Consider the following 16,093-nt stretch of genomic DNA (forward strand, 5'->3'; position numbering starts at 1 on the left):
TCACTGGCTGGCGATGGCCGCTTTCGGTTGCTTGTACAAGTCCAGCAGGACCTGGTCGAGCACCGCCGAAGCGCCCCACGGCCGCGGATCGTTGAGGATCGCGGTGACCGCCCAGGTGGTGCCGTTGCTGTCGCGGCTGAAGCCGGCGATGGCGCGCACGGTGTTCAGGGTGCCGGTCTTGATGTGGGCTTCGCCGGCCATGGCGGTGCGCTTGAGGCGCTTGCGCATGGTGCCGTCCATGCCGGTCAGCGGCATCGAGCTGATGAATTCGGCGGCGTAGGGGCTCTTCCAGGCAGCCTGCAGCAAGGTCGCCATCTCGCGGGCGCTGACCCGCTCGGCGCGGGACAGGCCGGAGCCGTTTTCCATGACCAGGTGCGAGGCGGTGATGCCTTTCTTCGCCAGCCACTGGCGTACCACGCGCTGCGCGGCACGGGCGTCGTCGCCATCGGCGTCGGTGCGGAAACGCGCGCCGAGGCTGAGGAACAGTTGCTGGGCCATGGTGTTGTTACTGTACTTGTTGATGTCGCGGATGATCTCCACCAGGTCCGGGGAGAAGGCGCGTGCCAGCAGGCGGGCGCTCTTCGGCACTTCCTCGACGCGATCGCGGCCCTGGATGGTGCCGCCCAGCTCATTCCAGATCGCCCGTACCGCACCGGCGGCGTAGGTTGGGTGGTCGAGCAGCGACAGGTAGGTCTGCGAGTTGCAGCCTTCGCCGAGTTGCCCGGTGACCGTGACGCTGACGCCGTCGGCCTGCACCACCGGTTTGTAGCGCACCTCGCCGTTGCATTGCTTGCCCGGCATGGCCTTGACCTGGTTGTCGATGCGGATGCTGGCGATCGGCGGTTCCACCGACACCAGCACCCGCCCGCCGTCGTTGCGGGCGACGAAGCGCAGGGCCTTGAGGTTGACCAGCAAGGAGTCGGGCTTGACCAGGAACGGTTTGTTCTCGTCGCCGCCGTCATCGTTGAACTGTGGCAGTTGCGGCTGGATGAAGTGACTGCGGTCGAGGATCAGGTCGCCGGTGACGGTCTGTACGCCATTGGCGCGCAGGTCGCGCATCAGCAGCCAGAGTTTCTCCATGTTCAGCTTGGGATCGCCGCCGCCCTTGAGGTACAGGTTGCCGTTGAGCACGCCGTTGCTCAGCGGGCCATCGGTGTAGAACTCGGTTTTCCACTGGTAGGTGGGGCCGAGCATCTCCAGGGCCGCATAGGTGGTCACCAGCTTCATGGTCGAGGCCGGGTTGACCGAGACATCGGCGTTGAAGATCGTCGGGGTGCCGGGGCCGTTGAGCGGGATCATCACCAGCGACAGTGCCGAATCGTCCAGCTTGTTGCTCTTGAGCGCCTGCTGCACCTTGGGCGGCAGGCTGTTGTTGACGGGGGCGGCATGGGCCGGCAGGGCAATGGGTAGCAGCAGGCCGGCGAACAACAGCGAACGGAGGGATGGGGTCATGAGTACTGAGAACCCTGCGCAGGAAGGGTGAGATGAAACGGGGCTTTACAGGATGATGGCCCCGGCTGAAAAAATGATAGCGCGCATTATGCCCCAAGCCCGTGCCGGCGTGCTTCGCGATTGCGCGTCCGTGTGGCGGTTTTGTCGGGTTTTCCCGGGCAGACGGGCGGCGAAGCTGGTAAAGTGCGCCGCGTTAATACTCAAGAGGATTGTTTCATGGCTACCAACCGTTCCCGCCGTCTGCGCAAAAAGCTCTGTGTAGACGAATTCCAGGAACTGGGCTTCGAGCTGAACCTGGAGTTCAAGGAAGACCTGAGCGATGAAGCCATCGACGCCTTCCTCGACGACTTCCTGGCGCAAGCCATGGACGCCAATGGTCTGGACTACGTCGGCGGCGACGACTTCGGTCTGGTCTGCCTGGCCAAGCGTGGCTCGGTCAGCGAAGAGCAGCGCGCCACCGTCGATGCGTGGCTCAAGGGCCGCAGCGAACTGACCAAGATCGAAATCAGCCCGCTGCTGGATGCCTGGTACCCCGACGTCCCGGTCAACAAGGCCTGATGTGAACAGCGCGGCAGCCTCGGGGCTGCCGCGCTGCTTTCAGTTCCGTCCTTCCTCGCCGGCGTCCGTCGGTTCCGGCAGCCTCGCCAGGGTTTGCCGCAGGGTCTCGTCGACCCGCCTCATCTGATACAGCACCTGTCGCTTGCGGCGTCTGAGCAATGGCTCGGGGGCGAAGCGTGCGCACACTTCTTCGAGGCGTTCACAGGCGAGCATCAACTCTTCGGCCTGGACGATACGGGCGACCCCGAGAATCTGGTGGGCCATGCTCTGCAGTGACGACGGATTGCCGTGGGTATCGGTCGCGCGCAGGCGCTGCTGGTCTTCCGGGCTGCTGCGCAACAGGGTTTCGAGCAGGCGGCGCAGTTCCAGTGGACAGTCGCCGATGATCGGCTCCAGGCCATTGAGATCGAGCCGTGCCGGACTTGTCGGGCAGGTTGGCCGGGCACTGGCGGGAACCCCGGCCAGGTGCTGGCCGAGGGTATGCAGGCCGATGGGTTTGAGCAGGCAGTCATCCATGCCGGCCTGCTGGCAGCGTTCCCGGACTTCCGGCTGGGCATTGGCGGTATAGCCGAGGATGGTGCAGGGCTGGCGCTCGTCGCGCTGTTCCTGCTCGCGTACCGCGCGGCTGAACTGGTAGCCATCCATCCAGGGCATGTTGCAGTCGACGATCAGCACATCGAAACGGCTGTTCTGCCACAGCTCCAGGCCCTGGCGACCGTTGTCCACGCAGTGGTAGCGCACGCCGAGGAATTCCAGCTGCTGCGCGACCAGCAGCAGGTTGGCCGGATGGTCGTCCACCACCAGCACCCGCAGATCGGCGCTGGGCATGAGCAGGGCGGGTTCGCAAGGCTTGGGTTCGCAACCGCCCGACAGGCCGCGCAGCGGCAGGCTGACGCGGATTTCCGTGCCTTCGCCGGGCTTGCTGAACAGGCTCAGCTTGCCCCCCATCATTTCGCACAGGTTGCGGCTGATCACCAGGCCCAGGCCGGTGCCGCTGCGCGCCTGGGAGCTGTCCGGGTGGATCTGGGCGAAAGGCTGGAACAGGCGCTGCTGGTCCTCGGCAGCGATGCCGATGCCGGTATCGCTGACCGACAGCTCCAGTTGCAGGTCGTCGCGGTTGCCGTCGCCGCTGGTGGGCAGGCTGGAGATGGCCAGGTCGATCTTGACCTGGCCCCAGCTGGTGAACTTGATCGCGTTGCTCACCAGGTTGGAAAGAATCTGCTTGACCCGCAGTGGATCGAGCAGGACATCGCGGTGGGCGCTGCGCGAGACGGTCAGGATCAGCTCCAGGCCCTTTTGCCGGGCCAGCCCGTCGAACACCTGGAACACGCACTGCACCAGCTCCGCCGGATTGACCCGTTCCGGGCTGAGGTTCAGGTGACCCGATTCGATCCGGGCGATATCCAGGATGTCGCCGATCAGCGCCAGCAGGTCGCGGGCCGAGTGGTAGGCGACTTCCAGGGCCGGCCGGTCCATGCCGGGCTTGTCGGCGCGTTTCAGGGCCAGTTCGAGCATGCCGATCAGCGCGTTCATCGGCGTGCGGATCTCATGGCTCATGGTGGCCAGGAAGGTACTCTTGGCACGACTGGCGGCGTCGGCCTGTTCCTTGGCCAGGCGCAGGTCCTGGATCAGCTGGCGGCGTTCGCTGATGTCCAGCCAGCCGCCGATGATGCCCTTCACCTCGCCGAGGGAATCGCGATAGGGCAGGATCCAGTGGTAGATGGTCTGCTCGGCGCCCTTCAGGGTGATCGGGCGGTCGAGGATCATCGGTTTGCCTTCGTTCATCACGCGCAGGTAGTCGGTCTGGATGGTGCGGGTGTCGTCCCTGCCCCCCAGCGGGGCTTCGTGGATCGACTTGCCCAGCACCGCCTGCAGATCCACCCCCAGCGCCTGCAGGTAGCTCTCGTTGCAGGTCTGCAGCAGGCCATGGCGGTCGCGAACGTAGATGGGGTGGGGGGTACCGTTGACCATCGCGCCCATGAACTCCAGCTGGTCGTTGAGTGCGCGCTCGACGGCCTCGCGCTGTTTGATCTGGCGGCGCATCCAGGCGTTCCAGGTCAGCGACAGGATCAACAGCACCAGGGTGCTGAGAATGATCTTGAGGATGGTGCTCTGGTGGTTCTGCCAGTAGGAATAGGAACCGCCGTTGTAACCGCGCCAGCGGCTGTTGATGATGCCCATTTCCTCGGGAACGATGCTGATCAGGGCCTTGTCGAGAATCGAGGCGAGTTCCGGGTCGTGGCGCGAGCTGGCCAGGGAGAAGGTGGCGGGAATGTCGCTGACGGTGGAGCGGATCACCAGGTCGCGCTGGGTGGTGAGGTTGAAGTTGGCATTGATCAGGGCCATGACCATGCCATCCACCTGGCGATGGGCCAATAGCGAGGCGGCGGCAGAGGTGTCTTCGGTGGACACCAACTGGATGTTCGGATACCGCTGGCGAATACCGTCGTTGAGCAGGTTGCCGCGGGTCACCGCGAGGCGGCGGCCCTGCATCTGTTCGAGCGTGCGCGGGGCATCCTTGCTGTCGCGGGTAACCAGGACGTAGGAGTTTTCCAGGTACGGGCGACTGATGTTCAACGCGCTTTCCCGTTCCGGGCTGGAGGAAATGGCCGCGATCAGGTCCGCGTGGTCATGCTCCAGTTGATCGATCATGTCGCTGATACCGCTGCTGCGCTTGATCTCGAAATGCAGGCCGGTGCGCAGGCGGATCAGTTCCAGCAGGTCGGCGGCGATACCCCGCAGGTTGCCGGACTTGTCGAAGAAGGTCAGTGGGGCGGCGTGTTCGTCGACCGTGACCCGCACCACCGGGTTCTTCGCCAGCCAGGCCTCCTCGCGTGGCGACAGCTGCAGCTTGCGGTCGGTGAGGAGGATGCTGCTGCCGGCGCTCCAGCGCTGGAAAATGCTCGCGCGGGTGGTAGTGGTCACCGCTTCCAGGGTCTTGTTGACCAGGGTCAGCAGGACCGGGTTGCTCTGGTGGACGGCGAAGCCGAAGCCCATGGCTTCATGCTTGGCGAAATTGGCCATCTTCAGGTTCTGCAGGTGGCTCTGGTTGAGCAGGTAGTGGGTCGACAGGGTATCGCCGAGGAACACGTCGGCCTGGTCGAATGCCACGGCATTGAGGGCATTGTGGTACGAGCTGTAGGTGCGGATGCTGGCGTAGGGATAGGTGGCGCGGACTTCCGCCAGGGGCAGGTAGTGCTCGATCATGCTCAGGCGCAGACCGGTGAGCCCGGTGTCCAGCGGCCGGGTTTCGTTTTCCCGGGTCACCAGCACGGGCTGGTCTTCGGCGTAAGGTTGCGACAGCACCACGCCGGGGACGGCGATGTCGTAGCTGTTGGCGCTGCCGAGCAGGTCGATCTGGCCGTTCACCAGTGCCTGCAGGGCCAGGTCGCGACTGGCGAAGCGCCTGATCTTCACCGGCAGGCCGAGGGTGGCGCCGAGGAGCCCGGCATAATCGGCGGTTACCCCTTCGTAGTCACCGCTGGCGGTCATGTCGAACGGTGGATAATCCGGTGCCGAGGTACCCAGGACCAGTTCCCGGTGGGTCTGGATCCAGGCTTGCTGGGCCGGCGTCAGGGAAATCCGCAGCGGGGTCTGCGCGCCGCGGCTGAACAGGCTGTACTGGTCGTCTCCGCCCTCGTCGGCGATGACATTGCCCGGCCAGGCAATCACCAGCAGGAGGAACAATGCCACCGACTTGAGCATGGCGGCCCTCATACCAGTTCGTTGCGCTTGGCCATTTCGATCAGTTCCACCAGCGAACGCGCCTTGAGTTTCTGCATCAGGCGCTTCTTGTAAGTGCTCACGGTCTTGTTGCTGAGAAACATGCCTTCGGCAATTTCCTTGTTGCTTCTGCCCTGGGCAAAAAGTTGCAGCACCATCAACTCGCGATCGTTGACCGACTTGAACAGTTCTATTTCCTGCTCGGTGGCAATATGTTGCCGGGAGGGGGTGATGGCCTGGCTGGGGAAATAGTTATATCCGGAAAGTACCGCTTTGATGGCACTGAGCAGTTCGCTCAGGTCTTCCTGTTTGCACACATAGCCACAGGCGCCGGAAAGCATGCAGCGAATGGCGAACAGTGCGGGCGATTGAGCGGTGAGTACCAGGATCTTCAGCGACAGCGACATGGTGTTGAAGCGCGAAAGCACTTCCAGGCCGTCCAGACGGGGGATGCCGATATCGAGAATGACCAGGTCCGGCGGGCTTTCGCGGACCATCTGCATGGCGTCGACGCCATTATCGGATTCGCCGGCGATTCGATAGCCTTCGTTTTCCAGCATCATTCGCAGCGCCAGGCGTATGACCGGATGATCATCGACAATAAAAACAGAGTGCATGCTCAATCTTCCAAAGGAACTCAGGTAAAGCCGCACCATAGCCCAGATAGGAAGCGTGCACATAAATAGAGTGGGGTTGAGCTTTAATATAGGAATTTTCCTACTTCGTATTTACTTATTGACTACAAAATTCCTTATGAAGTTTCGAGTTTTATTGTCGGAAGATACCGGCAAACAGCCATCTTCGCCGACCCGGCCTGCGTCACGGACCGGGTCGGCGCGGTGTCATACCGGACTGGAGCGCCCGGTCATTTCCCGGGCCATTTCGCTGGCGTAGCTGTCGGTCATCCCGGCGATGAAGTCGATCATGCGCAGGAAGGCGGTGTGCAGCGAACCCTTCGGGTCGGGCGCGTTGTTGCCGAGCAGGTCGAGGATGCGCCGGTGCTTGAACGATGGCGTGCGCCCGCCGTGTTGTTCGAGCGCGGCACCGCAGAAGGAGTTGAGGAGAATCTCCAGCGTGGTGTACGCGCCTATTTCGTGCAGGGTCTTGCGCTTGTCCTGGAAGATCTTCCGGCGGGCGATGTCCTTGGCCTGGAGTACGCAGCGCTTGGCCGGGCCGTCCATGTGCTCCACCAGGTCGTCCTGCAGGGTGCCCGCCAGCAGCGCCGGCTGCTGTTCGACGAAGGCACGCGCGGCGGCATTGGTCAGGTGCTCGATGGCCTTGCCGCGCAGGATCGCCAGTTTGCGCCGCCGCGAGTCGTCGGGGCCGAGCTGGCGATAGGTTTCCGGCAGGTCGTCGCCGACCAGGCCGAGGAGCAGCGATTCCACCTCGGCGTAGTCCAGCAGGTCCATTTCCAGACCGTCTTCCAGGTCGATCAGGGCATAGCAGATGTCGTCCGCCGCCTCCATCAGATAGACCAGCGGGTGGCGTGCCCAGCGCTGGTTGTCGAGCAGCGGCAGGTCGAGCTTGTGGGCGATCTGCTCGAGCAGTGGCAGTTCGCTCTGGTAGCAGCCGAACTTGTGCTTCTTGTAGCCCAGCGAATCGGCGTGTCGCGCGGTCCAGGGGTACTTCAGGTAAGTGCCGAGCGTGGCGTAGGTCAGCCGCGTGCCGCCATCGAACTGGTGATATTCCAGTTGGGTGAGGACGCGAAAGCCCTGGGCGTTGCCTTCGAAATTGAGGAAGTCGGCGCGCTCGGCATCGCTCATGGCATCCAGCCAGCCACGCCCGGCGGCCTGCTGGAACCAGTGGCGAATGGCGTCCTCGCCGGAATGGCCGAAGGGCGGGTTGCCGATGTCATGGGCCAGGCAGGCCGATTGCACGACCATGCCCAGGTCGCTCGGTTCGCACCAGTCCGGCAGCGATTCGCGCAGGGTCTCGCCGACGCGCATGCCCAGCGAGCGACCGACGCAACTGACTTCCAGCGAATGGGTCAGGCGGGTGTGGATATGGTCGTTGCTGGTGACCGGATGGACCTGGGTCTTGCGCCCCAGGCGGCGGAAGGCGCCGGAGAAGATGATGCGGTCGTGATCCTTGTGGAACGGACTGCGACCGAGTTCTTCGGAACTGTGCAGGGTCTTGCCGAGGCGTTCGCGGGTAAGCAGTGTGTGCCAGTCCAAGGCCGGTTCTCCCTCTCTAGAGTGCAGGGGGCTAGCTTCCCGTGTCGTGGTCCTCGCCGCAAGCTCAAAGTCCGGCGGCATCGACGTCGATCAGCAACAGGCGGCGTCCGCCATCGAAGAACTGCCCGGCGGTGAGGCAGTACTGGTTGGTCGTGGCGTCGCGGTAGGTGCTGGACAGGATCAGCCGGCGCTCGGTCCAGCCCTCGGCGAGCAGGTGATGGAAGTAAGGACGCCACGACCAGTTGTGGCCCAGGTAGCTGGAGTCGAGGTGCCAGCGTGGCGCGCGCCACTCCAGGTTGGGCGTCAGCTGGGTGCCGTGGGGATCGCAGAGAAAAAAGCGCAGCAGCCAGGGATAGGCGTTCAGGTCGGGCAGCTTCTCGATCGGCGCGTTGCTCAGCACCCACTGCTGCAACTGCGGCATCAGTTCCACCAGTTGCTGGCGTCGCTGCATCAGGCGGGCGCGTTCCACCAGTTTGCCCTGTACATAGTGTTCGCGCAGTTTGGCGAAGCGTCCGGCGAAGGTCTGCGCCGGGAAGAAACCGGGCTCGGCGCCGGCGAAGAGAAACCCTTGCAGATAGCGCGCCCCGCACTCCAGGGCGAAATTCAGTTCAGCCTCGGTCTCGACACCTTCGGCGATGATCCAGCAACCGGTCTTCTCGGCCATCTGCGCCAGGGCCTTGACCACCTCGCTGCTCGGCCCGCCGCGGGCAGCGCTCTGGAACAGGCGCATGTCCAGCTTGAGGATGTCCGGTTGCAGCGACAGCACCCGGTCCAGTTGCGAGTAGCCGGCGCCGAAATCATCGATGGCGACCCGCGCCCCGGCTTCCCGGTACTGCTGCACCACCATGGCCAGGCGCTCGCGGTCGCCGCCGGTCTCGGTGATTTCGAAGACCACGCGGCGTGGATCGATGCCTTGCTGGCGCAGTTGCGTCAGGCTGGGTGGCGGTTCGCCAAGGGGCAGTTCACTGACCCAGCGCGGCGAGATGTTGAGGCTCAGAAACCAGTCTTCCGGGGCCTTGTGGAAATGCTTGAAGGCCTGTTCCCGCAGGCTTCGATCCAGTTGCAGCAACTCGGCGGAAGGAATGCTTGGATCATTGAACAGCGGTCCCACCGAACGTAGCTGGCCGTCGTCGCGGCGCAGGCGCCCGAGGGCTTCGACGCCAGCGATGCGGCCGGTGGCGGTATCGATGAAGGGCTGGAAACAGGCGAGCGGTTGCTCGACGAACACGGCGACTCCTTGTTGTTCTGAACGCTGACGGGCGGGCTGGCGACCGCCCGGTCGACGTTCTGCAAGAATGCCGCCAGTTCCGTCAGGGACGCTTCGGCGGCTGCTGCATGAACAGGCGCACAAGGGGCAGCAGGCTGCTGGTCAGTTGGGTCAGCCGGCCGAGGTTGCCGCTGCGCGCACCCTTGCCAGTGAGGAAGCCGAGCAGGACGACCGCGCCGATGCCCCACAACGGCGCATGCTTGATTCCCAGGCCGCCCTGCAGGCTGTCGCCCATGCCGCGCAGGCGGGTCAGCGGTTGCAGGGCGTTGCCCGCTTCGTTGCGGATTTCCTGGCGATGCATCTCCAGGCGCAGGCGCACCAGGGCCTTGCGCAGTTCGCGACGGTCGTTGGTCTTGGGCAGTTCAGGCAGGCTCATGGCAACAGGCGCTCCCGGTCCTTGGCGAGTTCTTCGAGGGTGGCGCCGAATGGCGAGCGTTCGTCATGCACCGCGGCTCTCAGGCGCAGGCCGCAGAACAGCGCGGCGACACCGTAGAACACGCAGAGGCCGATGATTCCGGCCAGGCGATAGGTATCCCACAGCAGGACCAGCAGCAACGCCGACAACGCGGTCAGCAGGAGCAGGGCGAAGACCAGGGCCAGTCCGGCAAAGAGCAGCAGGCTGAGGGTGCGGGCCTTCTGTTCCTGCAGTTCGATGCCGAACAGCTCGACATGGCCGTGGAGCAGCCCGAGGATCGCGGCGCCGAGACGCCGGGAGGACGAACCGGGGGTTTGGTTTTCCATTGACCGGACCTCAGCGGCGGCTGGCCAGGAGGCCGATCAGAAAGCCCACGCCGGCGGCGATGCCGATGGATTGCCAGGGATTGTTCTGCACGTAGTCCTCGGTGCTGCTCAGTGCCGCATGGCCGCGCTGGCGCAGATCGTCGTTGGTCTGCTGCAGGGTTTCACGGGCGCGCAGCAGGCTGTCGTGGATCTGCGCGCGGAGTTCGTCGGCCTGGTCGCCGGCGAGGGTGGCGGTGTGTTCGAGGAGCTTTTCGGTGTCGCGGACCAGGGTCTGGAAATCGGCCATGAGGATTTCCTGGGCGGTCGGGGTCGGTTTGCTGGCCATACGGTTCTCCATGAAAGGTTGGCAATTGAATTTCGAGTGCCGGGCGTCGCCGAAGGTTCAGTGCAATGACGCTGGTACAGCAATTGCTTCGCTGTGGTGCGCCTGGCCGGGCGTCTGCGCTGTTTGCGGGCGCTGAGCCGTCTGGCCGGCCGTTAAACCATAACCCAAATCAACACGAACCCAGGAAAAATCACCCTCGCATCGATTGCCGCATACACGGACAGGCACTGGATTGATCCAGTCTGGTGCGACCAGGAAGGTCTTCGAACCGCTTTGGTGCTTTTTTCGATCTGCAGGTCTGCCGACTTCATGGAAAATTTGCAAAGCGCCGTGGACTCCCTGATCCAGGGCTCCAATACCCTGTTCATCCTTCTCGGTGCGGTCATGGTCCTGGCCATGCACGCCGGGTTCGCCTTCCTCGAAGTGGGCACGGTTCGCCACAAGAACCAGGTCAACGCGCTGTCGAAGATCCTCAGTGACTTCGCCGTCTCGACCCTGGCCTACTTCTTCATCGGCTACTGGGTCTCCTACGGCACCCACTTCCTGCACCCGGCGGCGACGCTCGGCGCCGAGCACGGCTATGGCCTGGTGAAGTTCTTCTTCCTGCTCACCTTCGCCGCGGCGATCCCGGCGATCATTTCCGGCGGGATCGCCGAGCGGGCACGCTTCGCCCCGCAACTGTGCGCGACCCTGCTGATCGTCGCCTTCGTCTATCCGTTCTTCGAAGGCATCGTCTGGAATGGCAACTTCGGGGTGCAGGCCTGGCTCACGGCACGCTTCGGTGCCGGCTTCCACGACTTCGCAGGCTCCGTGGTGGTGCACGCCATGGGCGGCTGGCTGGCGCTGGCGGCGGTGCTGCTGCTCGGTCCACGCAACGGCCGCTACCGCGATGGCCGGCTGGTGGCGTTTGCGCCGTCGAACATTCCCTTCCTGGCACTCGGTTCGTGGATCCTCATTGTCGGCTGGTTCGGCTTCAACGTGATGAGCGCGCAGACCTTGCCGGCGGTCAGCGGCCTGGTGGCGGTCAACTCGCTGATGGCCATGGTCGGTGGCACCGTCGCTGCGCTGCTGGTCGGGCGCAATGACCCGGGCTTCCTGCACAACGGCCCGCTGGCCGGGCTGGTGGCGATCTGCGCCGGCTCCGACCTGATGCACCCGGTCGGTGCGCTGGTCACCGGCGCGGTGGCTGGGGCGCTGTTCGTCTGGTGCTTCACCGCGACGCAGAATCGCTGGAAGATCGACGACGTCCTCGGGGTCTGGCCGCTGCATGGCCTGTGCGGGGTATGGGGCGGGATCGCCTGCGGGATCTTCGGCCAGCAGCTGTTCGGCGGTCTTGGCGGGGTGAGCTTCGCCAGCCAGCTGATCGGCACCCTGGCCGGGGTGATCGTGGCCCTGGCCGGCGGCTTTGCGGTGTACGGCCTGATCAAGTGCGTCCACGGCCTGCGCCTGAGCCAGGAGCAGGAGTACTACGGCGCCGACCTGTCGATTCACAAGATCGGCGCCACCAGTCAGGACTGAATGCCGCGCCCGGCCATCAGGCGTGCCTCGCACGCCTTGATCGCCGGCAACGGGCCGCACAGCAGGACGGAATCGCCGGCGTGCAGGCAGGTGCCGCTGTTCAGTGCCAGTTCGTTGCCGTTGCGCTGTACCGCGCGCAGCTCCACGCCGAGGGTTTCCAGCTGCATGTCGTGCAGCCGGCGCCCGCAGGCGAAGGCATCGGCGGCCAGGTTGACCGCGTGCATCAGCACCTTGGGCTGGCCTTCGCTGTCGACCAGTTCGGTCTGGGCGCCCTGGTAGAAGCCGTGGAGCAGGCGATAGCGACTCTTGCGCACTTCCTCGACGGTCTGACGTACCCGCTCTTCGGGCACGCCGAGCATCACCAGGGCATGGGACGCGAGCATCACGCTCGACTCCAGCACCTCCGGCACCACGGCACTGGCGCCGGCAGCGCGCAGTTCGTCGCGCAGGCTGTCGTCGCGGGTACGCACCAGAATCGGGATCTGGCTGTGGCGATGGCGCGCCGCCTTGAGCACGCTCATCGCCACTTCGGTGTTGTCCACCGCGATCACCAGCAGGCGCGAGCGTTCGAGACCGATGGCTTCGAGCAGTTCGCCGCGCCGCGAGTCGCCATAGTGCACGCAGTTTTCCCCCGCGGCGGCTTCCTGGACCCGCACCGGGTCGTCATCCAGGGCGATGAAGGGCAGGTTTTCGCGGCGCAGGAAGCGGCCGATGGACTGGCCGACACGGCCATAGCCGCAGATGATCACGTGACCGCTCACATCCGCGCTCTGCGCTTCGATTTCTTCCAGGTGGACTTCCTCGTTGGGCTTGCGGTGCAGGCGCAAGGCCACGGCGGGAGCGGCACGCAGGAGCAGGGGGGTGACCAGCATCGAGCAGAAGGTCGCCGCCAGCAGCAGCTGCCCGAGTTGTTCCGGCAGCAGATTGCTCTGCTGCATCTGCGCCATCAGCGCGAAGCAGAACTCGCCGCCCTGGGCCAGGGCCAGGCCGCTGCGCCAGGCGGTTTCCGCATCGCTGCCGCGAACCCGCACCAGCGCCGCCACCACGCAGCCCTTGAGCAGCAGCAGGCCGAGGGTCAGGGCGAGAATCTCCAGGCCGTGGCTGGCGAACAGATGCAGGTCGATGAGCATGCCGATACTGACGAAGAACAGCCCCAGCAGGATGTCGCGAAACGGGCGGATATCGGCTTCGATCTGGTGCCGGTAGTTGCTTTCGCCGAGCAGCATGCCGGCGAGGAACGCCCCCAGCGCCGGCGACAGGCCGAGCAGGTGGGTCAGCCAGGCGGTGAGCAGGACGATCACCAGGGCCAGCAGGACGAACAGCTCCGCCGAATGGGAGCTGGCGACTTCATGGAACAGGCGCGGCAGCAGCCAGCGACTGGCCAGCAGCAGGCCGACGAAGAGGATCACGGTCTTGCCCAGGGTCAGCGGCAGGGCCCAGTACCAGGCTTGGCTGCTTTCGCCGGCGAATACTGGCACCAGCGTCAGCAGCAGGACCGCCACCACGTCCTGGAACAGCAGCACGCCGATGGCGTTCTGGCCGTGGCTGCTGAAGATCTCGCCAAGGCTGGTCAGTTCCTTGGACACGATGGCGGTGGAAGACAGCGCCAGGCCGCCACCCAGCAGCAACGCCGCGGTGCTCGGCATGCCCAGCAGCGCCAGCGCGCCGGCCAGTGCCAGGCCGGTACACACCACCTGCAGGCTGCCCAGGCCGAATACCACCCGGCGCAGGGCGAGCATCTTCGACAGGGAGAACTCCAGGCCCAGGGAAAACAGCAGGAACACCACACCCATTTCCGCCAGGTCCGGCAATTCCTCGCTCTCGTTGACCCAGTCCAGCGCCGTGGGTCCGACGAACAGTCCGACACACAGATAGCCCAGTACCGGCGGCAACTGCAGACGCCGGAATACCGCAATGACGACCAGCGACGACGCCAGGATGATCAGCAGGTTTGCGAACACACCACACACTCCCTGTAAAAAACCGCAAAAAAACGCCTAGAGTACAGCAGGTGGAAATCTCGCCCATTGATCTGGGTCAATCGTTGCGCGCCTGGTCGACGTGCCTCGACGCAGTTTTCGCGCAGACCTAGAATGGGCCTTTCGTTCATTTTGTATCGGTATTTTTCATGCTTCCTGAATGCCAATTGTTCGGCACCCTGGGTTGCCATCTGTGCGAGGTCGCCGAGGCGCTGCTGATGCCGCTGGTCGAGCACGGCCTGCTGGTGGAGCTGGTGGACATCGCCGAGGACCAGACCATGGTCGAGCGCTACGGTCTGCGGATTCCGGTCCTGCGCCGCTGCGACAGCGGGGCGGAGCTGAACTGGCCGTTCGATGCCGACCAGGTGGTGGCTTTCCTCGGCTGAGGCGCCGGTTCACATTTTGATGCACAAGGGCACATGCATCGTCGCGATGAGGGTTGGAGAATCCAGGGTCGCTGCCCCAGCGGCAGTGAACCCGGATCACCAAGCCAACGGAGTGGCAAAGATGTTTCTGACCCCGAACTTCACCCTCGCCGAAATGACCGCCTCGCAGATCGCTCATCGCGAGGGCCTGGACAACAACCCCGACAGCAAGACCATCGCCAACCTCGTCGAACTGTGCAAGACCCTCGAGCAGGTGCGCAGCCTGGTCGGCCAGCCGCTGCTGGTCAGTAGCGGCTATCGCAGCGCCGCGGTGAACCGCCGGGTGGGCGGTTCGTCTTCCAGTGCCCATGTCCTCGGGCTGGCCGCCGACATCATGGTCAGCCGCCTGACACCGCGCCAGTTGGCGCAATGCATCGCCGACAGCGACCTGGTGTTCGACCAGCTGATTCTCGAATTCGACGCCTGGGTCCACCTGGGCCTCGGCCCGCGCCAGCAGCGGCGGCAGGTGCTGACCATCCGCAAGGGCACCGGCTACCTGCCGGGCCTGCAATGAATCGTTACTTCGATTGACGTCCAAGGCGTCCGCCTCCTATGCTGTATATGGATACAGTATGCGAGGCGGGCGGCTTCTTGCCCGGAGAAAAACCATGGTCAACGTCGAACAATTGAAATCCAGCGTCAATCGCATGTCCGCCGAAGAGGTTGGCGAGGTCGTGCGCGAGTTGCGGCTTGATGGTCTGGTCACCGATGACCGCACACCGTTCGGCAAGGTCCACTTCAACACCTGTTTCGCCGAGATCGAGGCGCTGTTCCAGCGTGCCGGCTTCCATCGGCCGCTGGATGTGGTGGGTTACGAAGGACAGGCCTATGCGCTGTACGACGCCAGCCGCTGGGAGGCGGTGGATGTGCTGCGGCGCTTGAAGGCGAGTTGCGAGGGCGTCGCCATCCAGGCTGGCTGAGGCGGCGGTCATGCCGGATAATGACCGGCCCTTCCGTTGCGAGTGTCAGCATGAGCGTTTCCTTCGATCCGGCCCGGCATCAGGCCAGTACCGTCTGCCTGCCGCCGGGCAACTGGGCCACCGTGCTGGATTGTCTGTGCGAGCACTTCACGGCCATCGGCCGTGACGTCTGGCTCGACCGCTTTGCCCGCGGGCGGGTGCTGGATGCCCAGGGTCAGCCGCTCGCGGTCGATCATCCCTATCGCCAGGGGCTGCGCGTTCATTATTTTCGCGAAGTACCCAACGAGAAACCCATTCCCGTCCTGGAAAACATCCTCCACGTCGACGAGCACCTGGTGGTGGCGGACAAGCCGCATTTCCTGCCGGTGACGCCCACCGGCGAGTATGTCGAGGAAACCCTGCTGCGGCGTCTGATCCGCCGTCTCGACAATCCCCATCTGGTACCGCTGCACCGCATCGACCGGCACACCGCCGGGTTGGTGCTGTTTTCCGCCAATCCGCAGAGTCGCTCGGTCTATCAGCAACTGTTCCCGACACGAAGGATCGACAAGCAGTACCAGGCGATCGCGCCTGCCTTGCCGGATCTGCAGTTCCCCCTGGTGCACAGGAGCCGGATGGCCAGTGGCGAGCCGTTCTTCCGCATGCAGGAAGTGCCGGGAGTGAGCAACAGCGAGACGCTGGCCGATGTGCTGGAGAAGAATGGCGAGCTGTGGCGCTACGGCCTGTCACCGGTGACCGGCAAGACCCATCAGTTGCGGGTGCACATGGCGGCCTTGGGTGCGCCGATCTGCAACGATCCGTTTTATCCACAGGTGCTGCAGGGCGAGGATGACTATGCGAAGCCGCTGAAGTTGCTGGCCAGGAGTCTGCGCTTCGAGGATCCGTTGAGCGGGGAAGAGCGGTATTTCGAGAGTCGCTTGAGCCTCGATTGGTAATGGCTTGAGGTGCGTTCTCGTAGGAGCGTGGCTTGTCGTGTGACGAACCACCGCGAAAGGACCGCGCAGCGGTCCT

Annotated in this window: 15 protein-coding genes; 6 read left to right on the forward strand and 9 right to left on the reverse strand. The window is 64.4% G+C overall.

Annotated elements, in window-relative coordinates; all coding sequences use genetic code 11:
* Positions 1-1,452 (reverse strand): D-alanyl-D-alanine carboxypeptidase/D-alanyl-D-alanine-endopeptidase, encoded by a 1,452-nt coding sequence (dacB, locus tag RTI28_RS06640; RefSeq protein ID WP_316919711.1) that lies wholly within the window; start codon positions 1,450-1,452, stop codon positions 1-3.
* A gap of 216 nt (positions 1,453-1,668) precedes the next feature.
* On the opposite strand from dacB, the gene RTI28_RS06645 reads away from it, so the two are divergent.
* Positions 1,669-2,010: a YggL family protein gene (locus RTI28_RS06645; RefSeq protein WP_316919712.1), complete on the forward strand. Its 342-nt coding sequence runs from the start codon at positions 1,669-1,671 to the stop codon at positions 2,008-2,010.
* 39 nt (positions 2,011-2,049) lie between these two features.
* On the opposite strand, the gene RTI28_RS06650 is transcribed toward RTI28_RS06645, so the two are convergent.
* The 7 genes from RTI28_RS06650 to RTI28_RS06680 all read right to left on the reverse strand — a co-directional run bounded on the left by RTI28_RS06650 (position 2,050) and on the right by RTI28_RS06680 (position 10,240).
* Positions 2,050-5,727, reverse strand: coding sequence for a transporter substrate-binding domain-containing protein (locus RTI28_RS06650; RefSeq protein ID WP_316919713.1), 3,678 nt, complete (start codon positions 5,725-5,727; stop codon positions 2,050-2,052).
* The gene (locus tag RTI28_RS06655; RefSeq protein WP_316919714.1) at positions 5,724-6,350 is read right to left on the reverse strand and encodes a response regulator transcription factor; all 627 of its coding nucleotides are present in this window, start codon (positions 6,348-6,350) and stop codon (positions 5,724-5,726) included. Before RTI28_RS06655 ends, RTI28_RS06650 begins: the two co-directional genes overlap by 4 nt.
* A gap of 225 nt (positions 6,351-6,575) precedes the next feature.
* Positions 6,576-7,907: a deoxyguanosinetriphosphate triphosphohydrolase gene (locus tag RTI28_RS06660; RefSeq protein WP_316919715.1), complete on the reverse strand. Its 1,332-nt coding sequence runs from the start codon at positions 7,905-7,907 to the stop codon at positions 6,576-6,578.
* 64 nt (positions 7,908-7,971) lie between these two features.
* On the reverse strand, positions 7,972-9,135 hold the full coding sequence (locus RTI28_RS06665) for an EAL domain-containing protein (RefSeq protein WP_316919716.1): 1,164 nt from the start codon (positions 9,133-9,135) through the stop codon (positions 7,972-7,974).
* 82 nt (positions 9,136-9,217) lie between these two features.
* Complete coding sequence (locus tag RTI28_RS06670; protein ID WP_316919717.1) at positions 9,218-9,550, reverse strand: hypothetical protein; 333 nt, start codon at positions 9,548-9,550, stop codon at positions 9,218-9,220.
* Complete coding sequence (locus tag RTI28_RS06675) at positions 9,547-9,915, reverse strand: phage holin family protein (protein WP_316919718.1); 369 nt, start codon at positions 9,913-9,915, stop codon at positions 9,547-9,549. Before RTI28_RS06675 ends, RTI28_RS06670 begins: the two co-directional genes overlap by 4 nt.
* 10 nt (positions 9,916-9,925) lie before the next feature.
* Entirely contained in the window at positions 9,926-10,240 is a 315-nt protein-coding gene (locus RTI28_RS06680; RefSeq protein ID WP_316919719.1) for a YqjD family protein, read from the reverse strand.
* Positions 10,241-10,549: 309 nt separating this feature from the next.
* Here RTI28_RS06680 and RTI28_RS06685 point away from each other — a divergent pair, with 309 nt between their 5' ends.
* Complete coding sequence (locus RTI28_RS06685; protein WP_316919720.1) at positions 10,550-11,758, forward strand: ammonium transporter; 1,209 nt, start codon at positions 10,550-10,552, stop codon at positions 11,756-11,758.
* On the opposite strand, the gene RTI28_RS06690 is transcribed toward RTI28_RS06685, so the two are convergent.
* On the reverse strand, positions 11,749-13,719 hold the full coding sequence (locus RTI28_RS06690; protein WP_316919721.1) for a monovalent cation:proton antiporter-2 (CPA2) family protein: 1,971 nt from the start codon (positions 13,717-13,719) through the stop codon (positions 11,749-11,751). The two genes, RTI28_RS06685 and RTI28_RS06690, sit on opposite strands and share 10 nt — an antisense overlap.
* Positions 13,720-13,886: 167 nt before the next feature.
* On the opposite strand from RTI28_RS06690, the gene RTI28_RS06695 reads away from it, so the two are divergent.
* The 4 genes from RTI28_RS06695 (at position 13,887) to RTI28_RS06710 (ending at position 16,017) form a co-directional block, all read left to right on the forward strand.
* Positions 13,887-14,123, forward strand: a complete 237-nt coding sequence (locus tag RTI28_RS06695) for a glutaredoxin family protein (RefSeq protein ID WP_316919722.1) — start codon at positions 13,887-13,889, stop codon at positions 14,121-14,123.
* 121 nt (positions 14,124-14,244) lie between these two features.
* Positions 14,245-14,676 (forward strand): D-Ala-D-Ala carboxypeptidase family metallohydrolase, encoded by a 432-nt coding sequence (locus RTI28_RS06700; protein ID WP_316919723.1) that lies wholly within the window; start codon positions 14,245-14,247, stop codon positions 14,674-14,676.
* 94 nt (positions 14,677-14,770) lie between these two features.
* The gene (locus RTI28_RS06705; RefSeq protein ID WP_316919724.1) at positions 14,771-15,082 is read left to right on the forward strand and encodes a transcriptional regulator; all 312 of its coding nucleotides are present in this window, start codon (positions 14,771-14,773) and stop codon (positions 15,080-15,082) included.
* Between the two features lie 50 nt (positions 15,083-15,132).
* The gene (locus tag RTI28_RS06710) at positions 15,133-16,017 is read left to right on the forward strand and encodes a pseudouridine synthase (RefSeq protein WP_316919725.1); all 885 of its coding nucleotides are present in this window, start codon (positions 15,133-15,135) and stop codon (positions 16,015-16,017) included.
* Positions 16,018-16,093: the final 76 nt, after the last annotated feature.

This window comes from Pseudomonas sp. zfem002 (assembly GCF_032621685.1).
GTDB classification, from domain to species: domain Bacteria; phylum Pseudomonadota; class Gammaproteobacteria; order Pseudomonadales; family Pseudomonadaceae; genus Aquipseudomonas; species Aquipseudomonas japonica.